The 19,671-nt window shown below is 64.8% G+C and carries 22 protein-coding genes; 12 read left to right on the top strand and 10 right to left on the bottom strand.

Annotation, left to right across the window (positions count from 1 at the left end):
- Positions 1 to 26: 26 nt before the first annotated feature.
- Entirely contained in the window at positions 27 to 1,310 is a 1,284-nt protein-coding gene (locus ACWUI7_RS07645) for a helix-turn-helix transcriptional regulator (RefSeq protein WP_496641626.1), read from the bottom strand.
- A 118-nt stretch (positions 1,311 to 1,428) separates the two neighbouring features.
- Between ACWUI7_RS07645 and ACWUI7_RS07640 the strand changes: the two genes are divergently transcribed.
- A complete protein-coding gene (locus tag ACWUI7_RS07640) occupies positions 1,429 to 2,826 on the top strand; it encodes a DUF7094 domain-containing protein (RefSeq protein ID WP_496641625.1) in 1,398 nt (465 codons plus the stop codon).
- A gap of 182 nt (positions 2,827 to 3,008) precedes the next feature.
- The gene (locus tag ACWUI7_RS07635; protein ID WP_496641624.1) at positions 3,009 to 3,515 is read left to right on the top strand and encodes a type IV pilin; all 507 of its coding nucleotides are present in this window, start codon (positions 3,009 to 3,011) and stop codon (positions 3,513 to 3,515) included.
- Between the two features lie 51 nt (positions 3,516 to 3,566).
- On the opposite strand, the gene ACWUI7_RS07630 is transcribed toward ACWUI7_RS07635, so the two are convergent.
- A complete protein-coding gene (locus ACWUI7_RS07630) occupies positions 3,567 to 4,190 on the bottom strand; it encodes a methyltransferase domain-containing protein (RefSeq protein WP_496641622.1) in 624 nt (207 codons plus the stop codon).
- Positions 4,191 to 4,275: 85 nt separating this feature from the next.
- On the opposite strand from ACWUI7_RS07630, the gene ACWUI7_RS07625 reads away from it, so the two are divergent.
- Positions 4,276 to 5,040, top strand: coding sequence for a DUF6663 family protein (locus ACWUI7_RS07625; RefSeq protein WP_496641621.1), 765 nt, complete (start codon positions 4,276 to 4,278; stop codon positions 5,038 to 5,040).
- 44 nt (positions 5,041 to 5,084) lie between these two features.
- Here the strand turns inward: ACWUI7_RS07625 and ACWUI7_RS07620 are convergent, their stop codons facing one another.
- Complete coding sequence (locus tag ACWUI7_RS07620; RefSeq protein ID WP_496641620.1) at positions 5,085 to 6,065, bottom strand: C-terminal binding protein; 981 nt, start codon at positions 6,063 to 6,065, stop codon at positions 5,085 to 5,087.
- Positions 6,066 to 6,266: 201 nt separating this feature from the next.
- On the opposite strand from ACWUI7_RS07620, the gene ACWUI7_RS07615 reads away from it, so the two are divergent.
- Positions 6,267 to 6,575 (top strand): DUF7536 family protein, encoded by a 309-nt coding sequence (locus ACWUI7_RS07615; RefSeq protein WP_496641619.1) that lies wholly within the window; start codon positions 6,267 to 6,269, stop codon positions 6,573 to 6,575.
- Here ACWUI7_RS07615 and ACWUI7_RS07610 read toward each other — a convergent pair.
- A complete protein-coding gene (locus tag ACWUI7_RS07610) occupies positions 6,572 to 6,853 on the bottom strand; it encodes an ArsR family transcriptional regulator (RefSeq protein WP_496641618.1) in 282 nt (93 codons plus the stop codon). The two genes, ACWUI7_RS07615 and ACWUI7_RS07610, sit on opposite strands and share 4 nt — an antisense overlap.
- 328 nt (positions 6,854 to 7,181) lie before the next feature.
- Between ACWUI7_RS07610 and ACWUI7_RS07605 the strand changes: the two genes are divergently transcribed.
- Complete coding sequence (locus ACWUI7_RS07605; protein WP_496641617.1) at positions 7,182 to 7,490, top strand: EMC6-like membrane protein; 309 nt, start codon at positions 7,182 to 7,184, stop codon at positions 7,488 to 7,490.
- Between the two features lies 1 nt (position 7,491).
- Positions 7,492 to 9,309: a ribosome biogenesis/translation initiation ATPase RLI gene (locus ACWUI7_RS07600; protein ID WP_496641616.1), complete on the top strand. Its 1,818-nt coding sequence runs from the start codon at positions 7,492 to 7,494 to the stop codon at positions 9,307 to 9,309.
- Positions 9,310 to 9,321: 12 nt separating this feature from the next.
- Here the strand turns inward: ACWUI7_RS07600 and ACWUI7_RS07595 are convergent, their stop codons facing one another.
- On the bottom strand, positions 9,322 to 9,843 hold the full coding sequence (locus ACWUI7_RS07595) for a universal stress protein (protein WP_496641614.1): 522 nt from the start codon (positions 9,841 to 9,843) through the stop codon (positions 9,322 to 9,324).
- A gap of 261 nt (positions 9,844 to 10,104) precedes the next feature.
- Between ACWUI7_RS07595 and ACWUI7_RS07590 the strand changes: the two genes are divergently transcribed.
- Positions 10,105 to 10,371 carry an HAH_0734 family protein gene (locus ACWUI7_RS07590; RefSeq protein WP_496641613.1) on the top strand — a complete coding sequence of 89 codons (267 nt, stop codon included), beginning with the start codon at positions 10,105 to 10,107 and terminating at the stop codon, positions 10,369 to 10,371.
- A gap of 108 nt (positions 10,372 to 10,479) precedes the next feature.
- Here the strand turns inward: ACWUI7_RS07590 and ACWUI7_RS07585 are convergent, their stop codons facing one another.
- The 3 genes from ACWUI7_RS07585 to ACWUI7_RS07575 are packed head-to-tail and all read right to left on the bottom strand — an operon-like array spanning position 10,480 to position 11,979.
- Positions 10,480 to 11,133, bottom strand: a complete 654-nt coding sequence (locus tag ACWUI7_RS07585; RefSeq protein ID WP_496641612.1) for an L-threonylcarbamoyladenylate synthase — start codon at positions 11,131 to 11,133, stop codon at positions 10,480 to 10,482.
- A gap of 59 nt (positions 11,134 to 11,192) precedes the next feature.
- Positions 11,193 to 11,705 (bottom strand): redoxin domain-containing protein, encoded by a 513-nt coding sequence (locus ACWUI7_RS07580; RefSeq protein WP_496641610.1) that lies wholly within the window; start codon positions 11,703 to 11,705, stop codon positions 11,193 to 11,195.
- Between the two features lies 1 nt (position 11,706).
- Positions 11,707 to 11,979, bottom strand: a complete 273-nt coding sequence (locus ACWUI7_RS07575; protein WP_496641609.1) for a glutaredoxin family protein — start codon at positions 11,977 to 11,979, stop codon at positions 11,707 to 11,709.
- 205 nt (positions 11,980 to 12,184) lie between these two features.
- Between ACWUI7_RS07575 and ACWUI7_RS07570 the strand changes: the two genes are divergently transcribed.
- The gene (locus ACWUI7_RS07570; protein WP_496641608.1) at positions 12,185 to 13,543 is read left to right on the top strand and encodes a hemolysin family protein; all 1,359 of its coding nucleotides are present in this window, start codon (positions 12,185 to 12,187) and stop codon (positions 13,541 to 13,543) included.
- 46 nt (positions 13,544 to 13,589) lie between these two features.
- Here ACWUI7_RS07570 and ACWUI7_RS07565 read toward each other — a convergent pair whose 3' ends face one another.
- Complete coding sequence (locus tag ACWUI7_RS07565; RefSeq protein ID WP_496641607.1) at positions 13,590 to 14,321, bottom strand: DUF5781 family protein; 732 nt, start codon at positions 14,319 to 14,321, stop codon at positions 13,590 to 13,592.
- 135 nt (positions 14,322 to 14,456) lie between these two features.
- Between ACWUI7_RS07565 and ACWUI7_RS07560 the strand changes: the two genes are divergently transcribed.
- Entirely contained in the window at positions 14,457 to 15,812 is a 1,356-nt protein-coding gene (locus ACWUI7_RS07560) for a sodium-dependent transporter (RefSeq protein WP_496641606.1), read from the top strand.
- A gap of 64 nt (positions 15,813 to 15,876) precedes the next feature.
- Positions 15,877 to 16,581, top strand: coding sequence for a DNA repair and recombination protein RadB (radB, locus tag ACWUI7_RS07555; RefSeq protein ID WP_496641605.1), 705 nt, complete (start codon positions 15,877 to 15,879; stop codon positions 16,579 to 16,581).
- 31 nt (positions 16,582 to 16,612) lie between these two features.
- On the opposite strand, the gene ACWUI7_RS07550 is transcribed toward radB, so the two are convergent.
- Entirely contained in the window at positions 16,613 to 17,752 is a 1,140-nt protein-coding gene (locus ACWUI7_RS07550; protein ID WP_496641604.1) for a CBS domain-containing protein, read from the bottom strand.
- Between the two features lie 227 nt (positions 17,753 to 17,979).
- Between ACWUI7_RS07550 and ACWUI7_RS07545 the strand changes: the two genes are divergently transcribed.
- Both ACWUI7_RS07545 and ACWUI7_RS07540 read left to right on the top strand, forming a co-directional pair.
- A complete protein-coding gene (locus tag ACWUI7_RS07545) occupies positions 17,980 to 18,654 on the top strand; it encodes an HAD family hydrolase (RefSeq protein ID WP_496641603.1) in 675 nt (224 codons plus the stop codon).
- Positions 18,655 to 18,777: 123 nt separating this feature from the next.
- Positions 18,778 to 19,671 carry a tetrahydrofolate dehydrogenase/cyclohydrolase catalytic domain-containing protein gene (locus ACWUI7_RS07540; RefSeq protein WP_496641602.1) on the top strand — a complete coding sequence of 298 codons (894 nt, stop codon included), beginning with the start codon at positions 18,778 to 18,780 and terminating at the stop codon, positions 19,669 to 19,671.

Raw genomic sequence — 19,671 nt, 5'->3', positions numbered from 1 at the left:
GGCGGGATCGGATTTGAACCCTCGCCTCACGTCGACCCGCCGGCATCCTTACCGGCCGCCGAGTCATCACGGTCAGTCGAAGCGCCCTCGTCGCCCCCGTCGTCGCTGTTACCGCCGTCACCGTCGATGCCACTGCCGTGAGCGGCCTCCGGCAGCGAGATGAGGTTCTCGCGACCGAGCCGCAGCTTCTCGACGCGTTCGTCATCTGCCATCGCCGACAGCAGCTGTGACACCTTCGCGTCCGACCAACCGGTCTCGTCAACGATGGCGGCCTGCCGCATCCGTCCTCCGTTGATCTCCAGGAGTCGTTCGACCCGTTCCTCATCGGAGAGCAGTGAGAGGTCTATCTCCTCGGCTGACGACTCCGCGCCCGCCTCAGACGCCCCGTCTGCAGGAGTTGATTCGTCTGGTGTCGACACGTCCGTCGTTGCGTCGGCGTCACCCGCTTCGACCCGCTCGGTGTCGTTCGGCTCGTTCTCACCCCTGCCCAACCGCCGATAGCCGAGCAACCCCCCAGCAATCACGACCGCCGAGACGACGAGCGCTCCGGCGAGTAGTGCCCACGGAGTGGTTCCGCCCGCGGTTGGCGTGTAGACCACCGCCACCTGGTCTGTGGTATCGAACGCCCGCGGGCCGTCGATGACCACGGCGTTGTCCCGCAGGGTCACGCTCGCTCCGGGCGTATCTGACACCGTGTACCCGTCCGGAGTCGATACCTCGAGCGCCTGGTTCGCCTGCAGCGTTCGAAGCCACGTCTCGCCGTCAGCCGTCGAGAGCGCGTCTCCGAGCACGAGGCTCTCACCGTCGCGCTCAAGAAACGCCGTCCACACGAACGTCAGCCTGAGTTCGCCGGCCGCGACCACCGCCTCGCGGTCCGTCGCCGGGTCGTCGAGGACGACCCACGTCCGGTCGACGTCAACGATCTGCATCTCGCGGTCGACGGTCCGGTTTGCGGCGCGCGCATACGACTCGAAGAGTCCGGGTGTTGGTCCCACCGCTCCGTCGACGAACCGCTCGCCGACCGTCTCGAACGCGCGTGTTTGGTTCGAATCCGTGAACGCGTACCTGACGGTGACCGTCCACCGGGCGTCCTGGTTCGACTGAAGTGCGATCTGGATGCGGGTCTCTCTCGCGGCCACGCCGGTGTCGCTCAGCTGTGGCGGGGCGGATCCGGCGATAGACGCATGATCGGCTGTCGACACCGATGTGCGTTGTAGAGGGGAGCTGGCTCCGACGGCGGCCGTCACACCAGTGACGAGCACGACGACGAGGATCACCGCCAGGAGTGTGCGCGAAGCGGGGGTGCGCATGTGACCCGAGTGAACTCCCGGACCGGGCAAAACCCTTTCCATACCCGGCTTTCGGTCGTTCCAGACCGTCGCCGCGGTGAGATGGGCTTTTTATCATCCGGCGGCGAAGTCTACGCCGATGAGAGCCCTCTCGGTCCTCGCTGTCGTGCTCCTCCTCTGTGTCACGCCGGTCTCTAGCGGTGTGACGCCCGCGGTCGCGGCCGACGCTCCCGCCGCGCCGAACGCGTTTGGAACGGTGATACCGGCTTCGACGCCACAGACCGGATCTGGTCCTGGTGTGACCGACGCCACTACCTTCCGTGTGCTATCACTACCCGCATCGGCGACGGTTCGGACTGACCGGCACGCACAGCGGCCGGATATCGGCGCGTCACTCGGGCTTGCCGTTACCAATGCCGACGGCGCGCTCCGCACTGAGACAGCCGTCGAACGCGTGACCTCGGCGGAGACCGCTACAGCGCGCGAGCGCCGGATTCTCGCGGCGATCGACGCCGTCTCACGCGCTGAAGCAGCACTCGACGAACGGCAGGCGGCGGCCATCGACGCCCACGCGGCCGGCACACTGTCGACCCGGGCGCTGCTCGATGAGCTGCTCACCGCTGCGACTCTCGCGCGGGAGTACGACCGGCGGCTTGAGCGTCTAGACACACTCGCGCGCGAGACCGAGGGGTTTAGCGCGCCGGCCCAGCTCGACGAGCTCCAGCTTCGACTCGAGGTGTACCGGGGCCCGGTGCGTGCGGTCGCGCTCGCGACAGCTCGTGGTGACCGGCCGACGGCGACGATACGTGTCGAGTCGACGCCAGATGGACTCGTGCTCGCAACCATCGACGACGACCAGTACCTTCGTGAGTCGCTTCGACGGGACCGTCTCGACCGCAGCGGCGAGACACTCTCGAGTGAGACGGCTATCGCCCTCGCGACCGAGCGGTACCCCGAGACGACAGCCCTTCGCCAACCCGACGCGTTTGGCGCGGGTGCCGTCCAGCGCGTCACGGTTCCGCACGACCGCGGAACGCTACGGGCGTTCGTGAGCGGTGGTACAACGGCTGTGTACGCCGAGCATCAGCGGATCGACCTCGCGGCGTTTCGGGGTGACACAACCGTTTCGACGACCGCTGACGGATTTGCCGTCGACGTCCATCGGAGCTACCCCGGTGGACCGGTTGCGATCACCGTTCGCGACGAGTCGACTGGCGAGCCGCTAGAGGGCATCACTGTCACCCGGAGCGTCGGCGACGACGACAGCCGACCGCTCGGTGAGACGAACGCTGACGGAGTCGTCCGCACGCTCTCACCGGGCGTGCCGTACCGCATCACGGTGGTCGACGAGCCGCGCGTCGCGGTGGTCGATCAGGTCCAGCCACTCCCGACGCCGCGACTCGTCGCCGACGATGACACATCCAGCAGCTCGACAGCAGCAGTCATCGGTGTGTCCCACCCGCTTGACGCCGCCCACTCAATTGGCACCCGCGTCGAACGCAGAGCCGAGATGGCGACGGTCGGCGACGACCGCTGACCGCCACGGACCACACACGGCCGACAGCATATATACTGTGACGACGCAGCCACCCCGTGTCACGACCACATGCGCCGCGACTGCGCTCACGACGGTCCCCACCCCGTGACGACCCGTGCGTGCGGTCGGCGCGGCAAGACCGCCCGGGGCAGCTCGGACACACATTGCCTTCGAGGACTCCGATGACGTCGCCGACCGAACCCGGTACCGCGTCAGCTCCAGAACCCCCGCCGCGCGCGGTGGCTCCGATTGCGGTCGTCCTCCTCGTCGCCGTGACGGTACTCCTCGGCGTGGGTGTTGGGACAGCAGCACTGGAGACCACAGCCCTCTCGTCTCCGGCGCCGACCGCGACCATCGGCCTCGACGCGACCGTCGACCGCATCGTGTTGACTCACCGCGGCGGCGATCCGATAGACGTCCGTGACCTCCGGATCGCCGTCACGGTGAACGGTGAACCCTTGATGAACCAGCCGCCGGTGCCCTTCTTTTCTGCGGCCGGCTTCCGTCCCGGACCGACCGGGCCGTTCAACGCCGCGACGCCCGACGAGTGGACGGTCGGCACGAGCGCCTCGTTTCGTATCGCGGGGACGAACGATCCAACGCCAACACTCGGTGACCGGATAACCGTGAGACTCGTCGTAGACGACCAGCCGATAGCGACTCTCGACGGACGAGTGGAGGCTGGGTGAGATGCGCCTGTCGGCCGTCGGATGCACAGAGCACACACCGGGCGCAGTCTGTCACGCTTCGGGAACACGCGCGACCGTCGTGATCGCCCGCGGACTGCGTGGGGTCGCCTGCTGGATATGATGCTCGAACGCATCGTAGCCGGCTGCCTCGAACATCCGGTCTCCCTCCGCTTCGTCGTAAAACAACATGATCGCGTCGGCGACCCGCTGGAGCACGGGGTTGTGCGGATAATCAGGCCCGACGACGAGCACCTGCCCGCCCGGCTTTGCGACCCGGCGAAGCTCCGCGAGCCCGTCTACCGGATTCGGCCAGTATTCGATCGAGCCGGACGACCAGACGACGTCGAACGTGTTGGCTGCGAACGGAAGCCGCTCGGCGTCGCCGCGGTAGAACCGCACGCGGTCGTGTTTGCCGAACTTCTCAAACGCCTTTTGCATCTGATGGATGCTTTGGTCGAGCCCGTGGACGGTCTCGACGTGCTCCAGCAACCCCTCCGTCCCGAACCCAGTCCCGCATCCGACGTCGAGCACGCGATCGTCCGGGTCGATTTCGAGCCACGAGAGCGCCTCGGTCCGCATCTCCGGGGTCCAGTTGACCCGATTGACCTGGTCGTACACCTTCGAGAGGTACTTGTAGAACAGCCGGGCGTTCGACTTGTCCTCGAGGATCCCCATTTGCTGTAGTTTGTGCGTCCTCCCGCATAACGACACGGATCCGGTTCCGACCGGCTTATGCGTCGGGACCGACTGTTCTCCAGACATGCATCCGACGACGACCGGTCGGTACCGCGTTCACGACCGCCGCGAGAACCCGATGGATGTCGATGCGTCTACGGCGGTGTTCGTGCTCGTCGAGCTACCGCCAGAGCCCGTCGATCCGACTGACGCGAACGCTGGCGACACATACGATCCGGTGTACGTGGTGGCAACAGGGTACGAGGACGCCCTCGCCGACCGCGTCGCGTCGCTCGAGGCGGGGGCAGTCGTCGACGCGACGCTCACGTGGGACGACGGCACCGCGCGCTTCCGTGAACTGTCGGTTCGGCGTGAAACGCGGTTCTGGTTCGCTGACGACGTCGAGGGGATGTTCGAGGCGGCCGTCGAGACGTGGCAACGGATCCGCGCGGACGGCGAGGCCGTCGGATCGATCACCACCCGATCCACGGATGACGAGCCGAACGGGGCGCTCTACGTGTTCGCTGATGGCCCTGGAACAGACACGTTCGAGGAGGTCCGAACCGGTCGACTCCCGATCGAACCGCTCGTCGCTCGGGTCAACCGGACACGCGACGATGACGTGCCGCGATCGGTGTTCGTGCTCCGGCCGGTCGCGTACGACTTCGTCGCGGTGTACGTCGTCTTTGATCGCGACGGAGTCCTCGCACAGACGGTTCGTGACACCTACGACCTCGGCGACGGACTCGCCGACCGGCTCACGGACACAACCAGTGTGAAAACCGACGGGACCGACAACGAGAGCAACGACGGGACCGACGACGCCTTGGATCTCACTGACCGAGTTTAACACCGGGCGTACTCGCGGCGGTCGGCCGCATCCGCGACGTTAGCTCACAGCCAGTCGGCGTCCGGGTCAACGCGGCCATCAGGCGTCTTCTCACCAAAGATGGCGGCGATGTCGTCGGCGGCACTCTCGTTGAGGTCCGTTCGGGCGTCCTCACTGTACCAGGCCGCGTGCGGGGTGATCACTGTGTCGGATCTGCCGACAAGCGGGTCGTCTTCTGGCGGTTCTGCCGCCAACACGTCGAGTCCTGCGGCCTTGATACCGTCCGTCTCGAGCGCTTCGAGCAGCGCGTCTGCGTCGACGACGGGGCCCCGGCCGACGTTAACGACGACTGACTCCGGGCCCAGCCGGTCGAGGGCGTCGGCGTCGACCATCCCTCGCGTTGACTCCGTGAGCGGCGCGTACACCGCGACGTGGTCTGCGCGGTCAAAAAGCGCGTCGAGGTCGACCTTTTCAACGCCGTGGTCGGCCATCGCATCCGCGTCGACGAACGGGTCGTACGCCACGAACTCCGGGCCAAACCCGGCGAGCTGTTCAGTGGCTCGTTGGGCAATGGGACCGAACGAGAGCAATCCGATCGTCGACGCGCTCACCCGGCGAACGGGTCGTCCCTCCTCCCACGTCCACCCGCCGTCGGCGACGCTGTCGTCGTACGTCTTGATCGAACGGAGACAGGTCAAGAGTAGGGAGACGGAGTGGGTGGCCACCTCGTCTGTGCAGTAGTCAGGAACGCGCGTCACCGTCACGCCCGCGTCGGCCGCGGCGGCGACATCGATGTTGTCGACGCCGACCGCAGCGCGGACGACCACGTCCAAGTCGTCGCCTAGTACCTCGATCGCCTCGTCTGTTACCGGCGTGTCGATGTCGGTCACGATCGCGTCGTAGCCTGCACCGGCCTCGATCAGCCGGTCGGTCGAGCCAAGCTCGGCGATGTCGACGGTGACCGAATCGTCTACGGCGTCGGGAAGCCGTGTGCGGTATACGGCCGGGTCGATCATCGCGAACGCAGAGAGGAGTATTCGCTTCATACACGAACTGTTCGGCCGACCGCACTTGATACCCGTTGTTTTCGCCTTGTTTGTGGAGAATATTACTGTCGATCGTGACCGACTCTCCGCATCGGCGGGCAGCGGGAGGATCGCTTTCTGCGGTGGCGGCCGTCAGTTGGGGCTTGCTCGCGGCTGCGTCGTTTCGATGACTCTTTGCGGACGGCAGCTGTATAGCTACGTGTGAGCGACGATACGACGACCAAGCCGCCGATGCTCGTGCTCCTCGAGTCGCTGGCGTTCTATCGAAACGTCCGGATCGGCGTGATTACGGGGCTCCTGCTTGCGGGATCACTGTATCTCGTGCGAACCTTCGAGCTGCTCGGTCCCCTTGCTGAAGTGCGCGAGTACCCGGTGTTCGGTCCTGAAGTGTGGTTCCTCTCACTCGCGTTCGTGCTCGCGGCGGCGGCAGCACTTTCTGTGGCGGTGGGGCTCACGCTCTTCGAGGCGGTGCGCGGTGCACGAGACGTCGGTCGCGAGAATCGGCGTTAGTCGGCCGTACAGGAGGCGTCGCGTTCCTCGCTCGTGAACTCCTGTGCGGGTTCTGTGAGCTTGTACAGATTTTGTCTGGCGTCAGCAAAGTAGACGTCCTCGTCGACGATATCGATCCCTTCCAGCCGCTCGAGGGCGTACCGAACCGTGCGCGCCGACAGCATCGACTCCTGGACGATACCCTTCTGTGTCAACGGACCGTTGTATTCGAGTACTTTGAAAACGAGTTTGGCGCTTGGCGGAAGGTCGTTGAGCCCCTCCGTGTGGGTTCCAGCCATTGCTACCACTCGAAACCACACACAGGCATAAATGTTGATGCAGATATGGCGATCTGTGCCCGCGATAGCCCCCATTTCACCGGAATTTTGCACATATTTCAGCAATATTTGCTGGTATATGGCCGGCAGACTGACCGGTCAGTCAGCCGTGACGCTCGCGCGCGACGCGTGACCGAGTAGCACGTTTCCTGCGGTCGCCGCGGCACCGATATCCTACGAGCGCGTCCTCGCTGGTTGTCGGTCTCGCGTTCGAATTGGTGTGTGAACCGAACGTATCCCCCACAGACGGAACGAACGGCTTTTCACGGGTGCTCGCAGATCCGTTCGTATGAGCGAGGATTCGGGGATATCTGGGCACGCCCGGAGCGTGGTCGTCACCACGATCTGTGCGCTCGCGGGCATCGCGGCCGGTGTGGTTTCGGCGGTCTACGTCGGGACCGATCCCGTCGACGCCGCGAGCACCACCGGTGTGTTGGTGTTGGGAGCGTTCGTGCTCGCACAGTACCCGATCTACCGCGTCGTCGGCGTCGACATCGCCGACTTCGGCATCAAAGACAACCTCTACGTGGCGTTCATGACGTTCACGCTATGGTTCATCAGCTACACCGTACTCCTCACCTCGGCGGTGACGCTCTGAGATGGCCGACGACAGCATCGCCGTCGTCGACCTCGACCGGTGTCAGCCGGACCGGTGTAACTACGAGTGTGCGAACTACTGTCCGCCGAACCGAACGGGCAAAGAGTGTATCACCGAGCGAGGGCCCGACGCCGACGAAGGTGACCCAGACCAGATACGGATCTCCGAAGAGCTGTGTCTCGGTGAGACGTGCGGTATCTGCGTCGAAAAGTGCCCGTTTGATGCGATCGAGATCATCAACCTCCCCGCTGAACTCGAGGATGACCCGGTCCACCGATACGGCGAGAATGCGTTCGCGCTGTACGGGCTCCCGACGCCGGAGCCCGGGAGTGTCACCGGCATCCTCGGACCAAACGGGATCGGCAAATCGACCGCAGTCCACGCGCTCGCAGGTGAGCGCATCCCGAACCTCGGCGACCACGAGACGCCTCCAGACTGGGAGCGCGTTCTCGACCGCTTCCGTGGGACCGGACTCCAGGAGTACCTGAGCGCGCTCGAGTCAGATACGGTGACCGTCTCGCGGAAGCCGCAGTACGTCGACCAGATACCCGCACAGTTCGACGGTAACACCCGCGACCTCCTCGAACGAACCGACGAGCGAGGCGCCCTCGACGGGCTCATCGATCGGCTGAACATCCGACCAGTGATGGATCAGGATATCGACTCGATCTCTGGTGGCGAGCTCCAGCGCGTCGCGATCGCCGCCTGCTTGGCGCGTGACGCCGACTTCTACTTCCTCGACGAGATCACGCCGTACCTCGACATCGGACAGCGAATGGTCGCCGCCCGTCTGATTCAAGAACTCGCTGCAGACGACACGGACCGGTCCATGCTCGTCGTCGAACACGACCTCGCGATCTTGGACCTGCTCGCCGACACCCTCCACGTCGCGTACGGCGAGCCCGGAGCGTACGGCGTCATCACTGACCCAAAGTCCGTACGAAACGGGATCAACGAGTACCTCGGTGGGTACCTCGACAACGAGAATATGCGTATCCGCCCGAGCGCGATCACCTTCGAGGAACACGCCCCCCGCGTCTCGTCGAAGGGAACGACGCTGGTTACGTATCCGGACCTCCGGAAATCGTACGGTGCAGGTGAGTTCGAACTACAGGTCGAAGGCGGCACGATCTACGAGTCGGAAGTGCTTGGCATCGTCGGGCCGAACGGAATTGGGAAATCAACGCTCGCGAGGCTGTTTGCAGGCTCGTTGACCCCGGACGACGGCTCGCTCGGATTCGATCTCGACATCGCGTACAAGCCGCAGTACGTCGAGGTCGATCAGCCGATTCGGGTCGACGCGTTCCTCTCGTCTATCACCGACGCGTTCGGCACCTCGTACTGGAACACCGAGGTCGCCGACCCGCTCCAGCTCGATCGGATCATGGAGCAGAACCTCGTCGACCTCTCGGGGGGGGAGCGCCAGCGGGTCGCGATCGCGGCGTGCCTCTCTGAGGACGCCGACCTGTACCTGCTCGACGAACCTTCTGCACACCTCGACGTCGAACAGCGGGTACGCGCCACGACCGCGATTCGCCGGTACGCCGAGAATCACGACGCCACCGTGTTGGTCATCGACCACGACATCTACATGATAGACCTGCTCGCGGACCGACTCATGGTGTTTGACGGCGAGCCGGCCGAGGCGGGTCACGCCTCGAAGCCCCAAGAAATGCGGACTGGGATGAACGACTTTCTCGCAGATCTCGGAATCACGTTCCGGCGCGACGAGCGTACGGGTCGCCCGCGGATCAACAAGCCGGACTCACAGAAGGATCGACAACAGAAGCGAGACGGCGAGTACTACTACGCTCCTTAGACGACTGCTGGCTCAGTCGTCGGCGCCGACGACTAGCACGGGCACCGAGCCGTTGCGCTGGAGTCGTGCTGGAAGTGGGTTCGGGTGGATAAGTCGGTCGAGACCGGTCCGCCGTGCCGATCCGACGACGATACAGTCGATGTCGTGTGCCTCGGCGAATCCGAGCACCTCTTCGTGGGCGGTACCGTATCGGAACCACTTGTCGACGTCGATGCCCCGCGCTGTGCCTCGTGCTGCGGCCGCCTCGACGGCTTGCTCGCCCTCGCGTTCTTTCCGCTCTACAACCATGTCCCACGCCTCCGTCGTGTCGACGACGTACAACGCGTCGACGCTGGCTCCGTGGGTGGCTGCGAGGTCGACGCCGGCCGCGACGGCGGCGTCGCCGGTCGTGTCGCCGTCGGCAACGACCAACACCCGCTCGAAGAGTCCAGGAGGCTCGCTGTCGGCTGCGGCCACGTCGGCGTTCCCACTCGGGGTGGGGATCGCTGCGTCGGTTCCGCCTCGGTTCGTGTCGGAGTCGATGTCTGCGGACATGGTCTTGCGGTCGACGACCCGCCGTTTGACGACTCGCCGTCTCTACTGCTACGTTCGGCTGATTATGACTTAAGGATTTTCGACAGGATAGACGATTATCATTATCTATGCGGTGAACCCGATCGATATAGCGCGTTGTGCCGGCAATAATCAATCATTTGTTTCGTGTATTTCCGTCAAACACTGTATTTCTCTCACGACCGTGCTCTGACGATTCGCTGTACCGAAGCGATTAAGCACGGAACGCGCGAACCGCGCGTCATGAAACAGCTCATCGTCCGCGGCGACCCGGGTATCCGTAAGGACGCGGTCATAGAGCACGACGGCGAGCAGCTGATCTGTTTCGGGATCAATACACAGGGGGGGTGGCACGGTCCGGACGAGCCCCAGCTGTGGTGTACTGTCGGAACGCCCGACGAGCGCGAAGCCTACGAAAAACGCGAGTACGTTCCCCACTGGCTCGACGTCGAAACGGTCGATGCTGCAGCGCTGGACGTAATCAAAGCCACCGGCGACCTGTCTGTCTGACGCGCCGACAGCGCCGACGTCGCTACTCGTGTTCTCTACGACCGCCTCGTTCGACTCCGCCAGTCTCGCTCACATCGTGTTGCGCGCCGATTGTCGACCTGCGTTCGGTCACACCGACGCCGGTGGATCGGCGAGCCACGCTTCGATCGCGTCTGCCATCGCGCCGCGACGGTGAATCATTCCGGCCTCGGGGTCGACGACCGTGCTCTCGGCCCCACCGGTGCGCCCACCGTCTAGTACGACCGCCGACGCCTCCCGCACCGAGTCGTCGAGCGCGGACAGCTCCCGCACGCTCCCGGTTCCGGACACGTTCGCACTGGTCGCCGTCAGCGGGCCCGTCTCCTCGAGTAACGCGAGCGCGATCGGATGATCCGGCACTCGGATCCCGACACGGTCGCGACCACCCGTCAGCGCGTCCGGGATGCCCGCGTCGCGCTTGACGACCACCGTCACGGGGCCAGGAAGAAACGCGCGCATGAATGTAGTCGCAAGCGCTGTCGGCCGAGTGTGTGCCAGCGCGGCGTCGACGCTCGCTACGCCGAGCGAGAGCGGGTTGTCGCGGTCGCGCCCTTTCGTCTCAAACACCCGCTCCACCGCGCTCGCCGAGAGCGCGTCGGCTCCGAGCCCATACACCGTCTCCGTCGGGTACACGACGAGATCGCCGTCTGCAACCGCCATGCCGGCCCGTCGGATCTGTGCGAGCGTCTCGTCGTCGACCACCGCGAAGTCACCGGTAGCGTGGTCGTCTCTTGACCCGTCCATGATAGCTGTACCGTGGTCGGCTGAAAAAAGCGTAGCGAGTCGCACCGAAATCGCTGGCGTCAGGCAACGAGCGTATCGATCGCGTCCTCGACCGCGTCGTACTCCGGAAACGCCGGGTGCTCGTCTGCGACCCACGCGTACTGGACGGTCCGCTCCGCATCGAGGAGGAAGACGGCCGGACGACACTCCGTCACACCGGCCATGCCGTCGATGTCGTGTGTGACACCGTAGTCGGCGGCGACAGCCGCACGTGGGTCACTGAAAACCCGAACGCCAGCACCGCGGTCGGCCACCAGTCCCGCGTGCTCGTACGGCGAGGAGATCGAGATCCCGACGACCTCGACCGCGTCTGTCCAGTTGCGGTCGTCGATCTCGTTGTACACGTAGGTGGTCTGAAACGCGCCGTCCATCGGGTGAAACACGAGCAGCGTGGGTCCGTCGACGACCGACCCGAGCGAGCGATCCTCCCAAAATTCTGGTCCGACGAGTGGTCGTGTGAAGTCGGGTGCCGTCTCACCGGCCGCGACGTGGTCCGCCTCCGGGAGGGAGACGACGTCGAATCCGAGGTCCATCTCAGCTCCCCCCGTCGGCCGCGGCCGACCCGTACGTTTGCTCGAGATACTCGACGATGTTGCCGCTCTCAGACATGGTGACGCCGGTCTCGCGGTCGACGATCGCCGGCACGCTCCGGGCACCAGAGACGCGCTTTACAACGTTTCGCGCCGAGTGCATTGGCTCGACGTACCGCGATTGGTAGGTGAGGTCGTACGCGTCAAGCAGCCTGACGACCCGTTCGCAGAACGGACACGCCTGGAGGCGATAGAGGGTGATCTGTGGCTCACGCATGTCGACACCACGTGGCGCCAGCGGCCTAACCGTGTCGGCTGCGGCACGACTGTCGATGGCGACGGCACGGTGTCCCGTTCGCACAGTTTCTCCGATCCGCTCTCACCGCCACGGTATCGCCTGTCGCGAGTCGCCGCACGCCGCCGCTGCTCGGCAATCGCCGAAGGTAACGCTTTACATCCATCCCGACAGAACGTAAGCGAGCATGGGCTTACCTCCGAGTACGTTTTTGACCCCCGCGCTTGCGGCTCCCGGGCAGACGACGGTCGCCCTCCTCGGCGTCGTGGCTATCCTGGTGTTGGTGGGGTTGTCGGCGTTCTTTTCCTCGTCTGAGATCGCGATGTTCTCGCTCCCGCAACACCGGATCGAAAGCCTCGTCGAAGACGGCATTCCGGGCGCGGAGACGGTGAGCGCCCTCAAATCAGACCCACACCGACTGCTCATCACCATCCTCGTCGGGAACAACATCGTCAACATCGCGATGTCGTCGCTCTCGACGGGACTGCTCGTCTATTTGGGATTCGGTCAGGGCCAGGCGGTCGCGGCTGCGACGTTCGGAATCACGGCCCTCGTGCTCTTGTTCGGCGAGAGCGCCCCGAAGTCGTACGCGGTCGAGAACACCGAGTCGTGGGCGCTGCGCATCGCGCGACCGCTGAAGCTCTCGGAGTACGTCCTCCTCCCGCTCGTCGTTCTCTTCGATCACCTCACCCGTCTCGTCAACCGGATCACCGGCGGGCGCTCGGCGATCGAGTCGTCGTACGTCACCCGCGATGAGATCCAGAACATCATCGAGACGGGCGAGCGCGAGGGGGTCATCGAAGAAGAAGAACGGGAGATGCTCGATCGCATCTTCCGGTTCAACAACACCATCGCAAAGGAGGTGATGACGCCGCGGCTCGACGTCACCGCCGTCTCGAAGGGGTCGACCGTCGAAGAAGCGATCCAACGCTGCGTCCACGCCGACCACGAGCGGATCCCCGTCTACGACGGCAACCTAGACAATATCGTTGGGATCATCTCTGTCCGTGATCTGGTTCGTGAACTGAACTACTCGGAGGGTGAGCCCTCACTCGACCACGTAGTCAAGCCGACGCTTCACGTGCCGGAGTCGAAGAACGCGGACGAACTGTTAGAAGAGATGCAGGACAACCGTCTCCAGATGGTGATCGTCATCGACGAATTCGGCACGACAGAGGGGATCATCACCCTCGAGGACATGGTCGAAGAGATCGTTGGCGACATCCTCGAGGGCGACGAGCCGGAGCCGATCGAGTTCCTCGACGAGAACGTCGCGTACGTCCAAGGGGAGGTGAACATCGATGAGGTGAACGAGATGCTCGGCATCGACCTGCCCGAGGGCGAAGAGTTCGAAACGCTCGCCGGCTTCGTATTCAACCGCGCGGGCAGGCTCGTCGAAGAAGGAGAACAGATCGAGTTCGACGGCGTCAGGATCCGGATCGAGCAGGTCGACAACACCCGGATCATGAAAGCCCGGGTAACGGTTCTCCGCGAGGCTGCGGCTTCTTCGGACGCCCCACCAGAACCCGCCGACGAACCCGAGTGAGCCGGTCGAAGCGGTCAGCACGCGGTGTCAGAGTCGGGGGGTCGTCTCACACCGCGTACGCGCGGGCGGCTCCGACGAGCGCCTTACGGTAATCACTCGTCGTCGGATCTGGTCCAAGCGAGAGGAACCGCCGTTTGAACGCGTCGACATCGACACCGGCAGCATCGCTTTCTGCGGCACGGGCCAGGTCGTAGAGCCGGTGATCCGGTGAGGCGAGGTCGTGACGCTCAACGAGAGCCAGCGCGAACGCCGCGTTCACTGCGGTGATCTCAGGGTCGGCGCCACCGGTCACCGGAAGCGAGCCCGTCGGGGATGGGTCCGGGCGGTCCGCGATCGCTGCTGCCAGCGTTGACTCGAGAAACCCGAGGAGCTTGTCGGCAGGCGCGACCGAGAGCGTGATGTCGTCGGCGTAGATGTCTTTCATGTGGTTCGCGATCTGGTAGCAGTGGGCGAGCTTGTGTCGCTCGACGCGCTCACCGGCGAGTCCGAGGTACAGCGCCTCCTCGGTCGACTGCACGTGAGAGGGGTGTCCCTCTTCATAGCGCGCCATGTGCGAGAGCTCGTGGATCGCAAGCTCGCGTGCCATCGCGCTTGTTGCCGCCCGCCGAGAGACGTTCAAGACGTGATAGTCGGCGTAGTGGCCCGCCCAGGTTCGCTCGTCGGGGTCCTCACGAACCTTGACGTAGACGGGGTCCGCAAGCGAGCACTCGGTTTCGAACAGGTCGGCGGCGCCGAGAAACGGGTCCGGGGGGACGTCACCCTGTACGCGGAGATCCATGCGTACGTCTATCACGCGGTGCGGCGGTAAGTCTCTTGCGTCGCCTCACATCGCCTCAGTTTCCCGGTGCTGTCCGGCGCACACGAGCACCGAAAGGACACCCTTTTCGCCGAGCCCCCGGTCGATTCGACAACGATGACACGCGAGACGTGGGCGACGCGGGCTGGATTCATCTTCGCGGCCGTCGGCAGCGCGGTCGGGCTGGGCAACGTGTGGCGCTTCCCATTTGTCGCCGGGCAAGAGGGCGGTTCGGCGTTCTTGTTCGTCTACCTTGCGTTCGTCGTCGGCGTCGGACTGCCGGCGATCCTCGTCGAGTTCGTCGTGGGACGGCGCACGGGACTGAACGCTGTCGGAGCACTGCGAACGCTCGGTGAGGGTCCGTGGCGGTACGTGGGGTACTTGTTCGTCGTCACCGGATTTACCATTCTTTCGTACTACAGCGTCGTCGCCGGCTGGTTCCTTCGGTACACACTGATCGGAGTCACCGACGGCTTCGCAGTTGGTGGGCTTGAAGGGGCGAATACGCTGTTCGGCCAGGTCGCTACCGGACTCGACTCACTCCTCTTTCACGCCGTCTTCATGCTGCTCGTGGTCGGTATCGTCGCAGCTGGTGTCCGCAGCGGTATCGAGACCGCGGTGACGCTCATGGTTCCCGCCATCCTCGTGTTGTTGATCGGACTCGCCGCCTACGGGTTCACCCTCGACGCGGCTGCGGAGGCGTACGCGTACTACCTCACCCCTGACGTCGGCGTCATCCTTGAGGAGTGGCGGAGCATCCTGCCAGCCGCGGCCGGCCAGGCGTTCTTTACGCTCTCACTCGGCATGGGTGTGATGATCACCTACGCCTCGTACCTCGGTGAGCGTCGTAATCTCCTCGTCGACGCCGGCGTGATCGCTGCTCTCGACACACTCGTCGCGGTGACAGTCGGCTTCGTCGTCTTCCCGTTCCTCTTTGCGGCCGGGCTCGAGCCAGGAGCGGGCGGCCCCGGTGCGATCTTCGTGAGTCTCACGAGCGCGTTCGTCACCCTCCCAGCCGGCCGCCTCATCGGCACCGTCTTCTTCGCGATGGTCGGCATCGCCGCGCTCTCGTCTGCGATCAGCATCCTGGAGGTACTCGTCTCGTACGTTGTCGACGAGACGGCTGTCTCGCGGGTGCCCGCAGCCGTCTCGATCGGTCTCGGGGTGTTCTTACTCGGCGTGCCGGTCACAGTCGATCTGATCGTCTTGGACCTCCTTGACGGGCTCGCGAACGGGGTCCTGCTCGTGCTTGGCTCGCTGTTGCTCGCGGGCTTCGTCGGCTGGGTAATTCCCACCGACGCCCGCGAGGAGCTCACCGCTGGGACCAACGGGCTCGGCCCGCTTGGTGACACGTGGATATGGGCCGTTCGAGGCCCTGTCGCCGTGGTGATCATTGTCTCACTCCTCCTCGGTATCCTCGACTACGTCGGCTTCCTCACGAACGACTTCAGCGCGTGGCTGGCGTCGCGCTAACGGCCAGCCCAGTTGGCGGCCTGACCCGACGGCTTAAATCGCATCGGCTGCCAACTACCGTGCAGTGAGTGACCCGATTCCCACCGGCTGTGACCCCGTGGACGACCTGCTCGGTGACGGCTTCGAACGCGGTGTGGTCACACAGGTGTACGGCCCACCGGCGGCTGGCAAGACTAACCTCGCGCTTGCAGCCGCTGTCGAGGCTGCTGCGGCCGGCCAGCGGTCGCTGTTCATCGACACGGAGGGGCTCTCTGTCGATCGGTTCGAACAGCTCGCGGCGGCCGCTGTCGAGCACACCGACGAGACCGTCGAGCAGCTCGCGGCGCGGCTCGTGATCACGGAGGCGTACGACTTCGAGGACCAGCGAGAGGCCGTCCGCGATGCCGCGGAGCTCGCCGAGGAGATGAGCCTGATCGTGCTCGATTCGGCGACCGGGTTCTACCGGCTGGAGCGCGCCGACGACACCGAGGGTGGACAGTCGCTCAGGCGCGTCGCCAAACAAGTGACACACCTCCTCTCGCTGGCGCGCCGGTACGACCTCGCGGTCGTCATCACGAATCAGGTGTTTACCGACCCAGACGCGGATCGCGACCGCGCGCTCGGCGGCAACACACTCAATCACTGGACCGGCGCCATCCTCCGTGTCGACCGGTTCAGGCGCGGTAATCGGCGGGTGACACTGGAAAAACACCGGTCGAAGCCCGCGGGGGAGACCACGACGTTTCAGATCGTCGGCGACGGGCTCGCTGCGGGCCGGGCCGACGAGTAGCGCGGCAGGGTCCGTCGGTCAGGCGAGCCGACTAGAGTTCGCCAAGCTTCCGAAGCAGCTGGCCGCGGTACTCCTCGTCGGCTTCGATCCCCTTCATCTCTAATACGTTCCGCTCGAGCTTGTCGAGGGCGACGTGGAAGGCGTGGTCTGCGCCGTACCCCTCGCCGGTACCGGCGACCTGTCCCCGATCTGTCCGTAGTCGAATCTGACACTGCAACAACGGCGTCCCGCGGAGCTTCTCTTTGTGCTGGTGGAAGCGGACGTGGGCGTGGACGACCCGCATCTCGGCGTACTTGTCGGCGACGTTCTCGATGGATTCGACGATGTGCTCACGCGAGATCTGATCGAGGAGGTCGACGTTCGTGATCTGGACGTCGAGTGCCTCCTGTTCGGTGAACGTCAGCGCGCGGAGCACGTCGGTTTTGGTGATCATGCCGGCAACGCTGTCGACGTCGTCTGGCGTGACGATAAGCCCAGAGATGTCGTTCTCGAACATCCGTGAGACGGCCGCGGCTGCAGTCTCGTCGGCACTCGCTGAGACGACCGGGCTCGACATGATGTCGTAGACAGGGATGTCGAGCATCCGGTCGACGTCGCCGGCGCGGTCGCCGCTTCCCTGTCGGTCGTCATCGCGGATCACGAACTCGACGATGTCGCTCGTGGTGACGACCCCAGCGAGCGTTCCATCGTCGTCGAGGACGGGGAGCCGAGAGATGCCGTTCTCACGGAGGCGATTGATCGCGCGCCCGACGCTGTCCTTCTTGTTGATACCGATAACTTCGCTCGTGGCAATCTGGTCGACCGTGATCGCATCGAGGCTGTCGAGAACCGCCTCAAGGATCTGATCGACCGTGATGACGCCGTACAACTGCTCGCCCTCGTAGACGGGCGCGATCTTGACGTCACCCTCGACGAGGAGTCGGGCGGTCTCGCGGACGTCTTCGGTTCGGGCTACCGACGGGGCGGGAGTGACGACTGCTGTGACCTTCGTGTCGTCTTCCATTCGCGACCGAAGCAGCTGCTTTTCGCCGACTACTCCGGCGTACTCGTCGTCTTCGGTGACGACGACGCCCTTCAGGTTCTCTCGCTCGAAGAGCGACCGGATCTTCGCAAGCCGGTCGTCGGCGTCGACTTCGACGTACTCCGACGCGGCAATATCAGCGATGTTCATGTCCAAGCCGACGATTGCAGGGGCTGGGTATTGAATGTGTGTGAGTCCTCGCGCCCGACGGGACTTCGCCACGTGGATGTGGCTGTCTCTCGTGTCCGAGGCACACCGAGCGGCGTCGTGCGGGTGAACCGAGCGACGTCGGGTGACGACTACGTGCGTCGACGCGGACCCGGCCGGTGGTGCTCTCGGTCACACACCTTTTTATCGCCAGTCCCCCAGGGTGGGACGTGTACGACGCAGTCGTCTTCGACCACGACGGGGTCATCGTTGGTCGCACGCCGTTCGATACGCTCCGAGAGGCGGCTTGGAACGCCTTCGAGCAGCAGGGCGTCTCCGACCCAGACCTCGCACATGTCGACGACATCGCTGTCGGCGTCGATCCGGCGACCCTGAGCGACATCTGTGAGCGATACGACGTGGACCCGGCCGAGTTTTGGCGAGTCCGCGACCAGACCGCCGCAGAGGCGCAAATTGCCGCCTCACGCGCCGGCAAGAAGACCCCGTACGACGACGTCGACGTCCTCTCGCACCTTGACGCCGCACTCGGTGTCGTCTCGTCGAACCAGCAGGCGACCGTCGACGACCTGCTCGGACACTTCGGGCTCGCGGAGCGCTTCGAGGTCGTCTACGGTCGCGAGCCGTCGATCGCCAGTCTCTCACGCAAGAAGCCGTCGCCGTACTACCTCGAGCGAGCGCTCGCCGACCTCGACGCCTCGACGGCGCTATTCGTCGGTGACAACGAGTCAGACGTCCAAGCGGCCGACAACGCCGGGATCGACTCGGCGTTCGTCCGCCGGCCACACCGACGGGAGACCGAGCTCTCGACACAGCCCACCTACGAAATCGCCGATCTCCACGACCTGGTTAGCCTCTGTGGGCGCACGCTTGTCGGGTCGCAGTAGCCGCGTCGTGCCGGTCCACTCAACTCCTCGTTCGATCCACATCAGTGAATACCGTAGGGCTGTTTCTGTGCCACCTCGACACGATCCCGGACAGCTTTTACCAGACGGGGCGGACCCACGTGTATGACCGAGGTTATCGACGGTGAGGCGGTCGCGGCCGACGTCCGAGAAGGTGTCGCCGACTGTGTCGACACGCTCGCCGACGCGGGCGTGACGCCCGGACTCGCCACCGTGTTGATGAGCGACGACCCAGCGAGTGAGACCTACGTCTCGATGAAACAACGCGACTGCGAGGAGGTTGGCATTGAGGGCATCCACGTGGACGTCGACGCCGACGCCCCCGCCGCGACGCTGTTCGAGACCATCGACGAACTCAACGACCGCGACGACGTTCACGGAATTCTCGTCCAGCTCCCGGTGCCAGCACACGTCGACCGGCGCGAGGTGCTTCGCCGGATCGACCCAGAAAAGGACGTCGACGGCTTTCACCCCGAGAACGTCGGTCGGCTCGTCGCCGGCGACGCCCGGTACAAGCCCTGTACGCCCCACGGCGTTCAGAAACTACTCGCGGCGTACGACGTCGAGACGGACGGCGCCGACGCCGTGATTATCGGCCGCTCCGACATCGTCGGCAAACCGATGGCGAACCTCCTGGTACAGAAGGGACCGGGCGGGAACGCGACCACGACGGTGTGTCACTCACACACTGCCGATCTTGAGGCGAAGCTCGCCGACGCCGACATCGTGATCGCCGCCGCGGGCATCCCCGAGTTCGTCGACGGCTCGATGATCAAGTCCGGTGCGACCGTGATCGACGTGGGGATAAATCGCGTCGACGCCGACACCGACCGCGGCTACGAACTCGTCGGCGACGTCGCATACGGCTCTGTGGCCGACGTCGCGGGTGCTATCACGCCCGTCCCCGGCGGCGTCGGGCCGATGACTCGCGCAATGTTGTTATACAACACGGTGAAGGCGGCGGGTCGACGACACGGCGTCGGCGTCGACCTGCCCTGA

It is taken from the genome of Halorubrum orientale, from assembly GCF_059623105.1.
The sequence above is the reverse complement of the archived record's forward strand: the minus strand, read 5'-3'. Positions and strand labels throughout refer to the sequence as shown.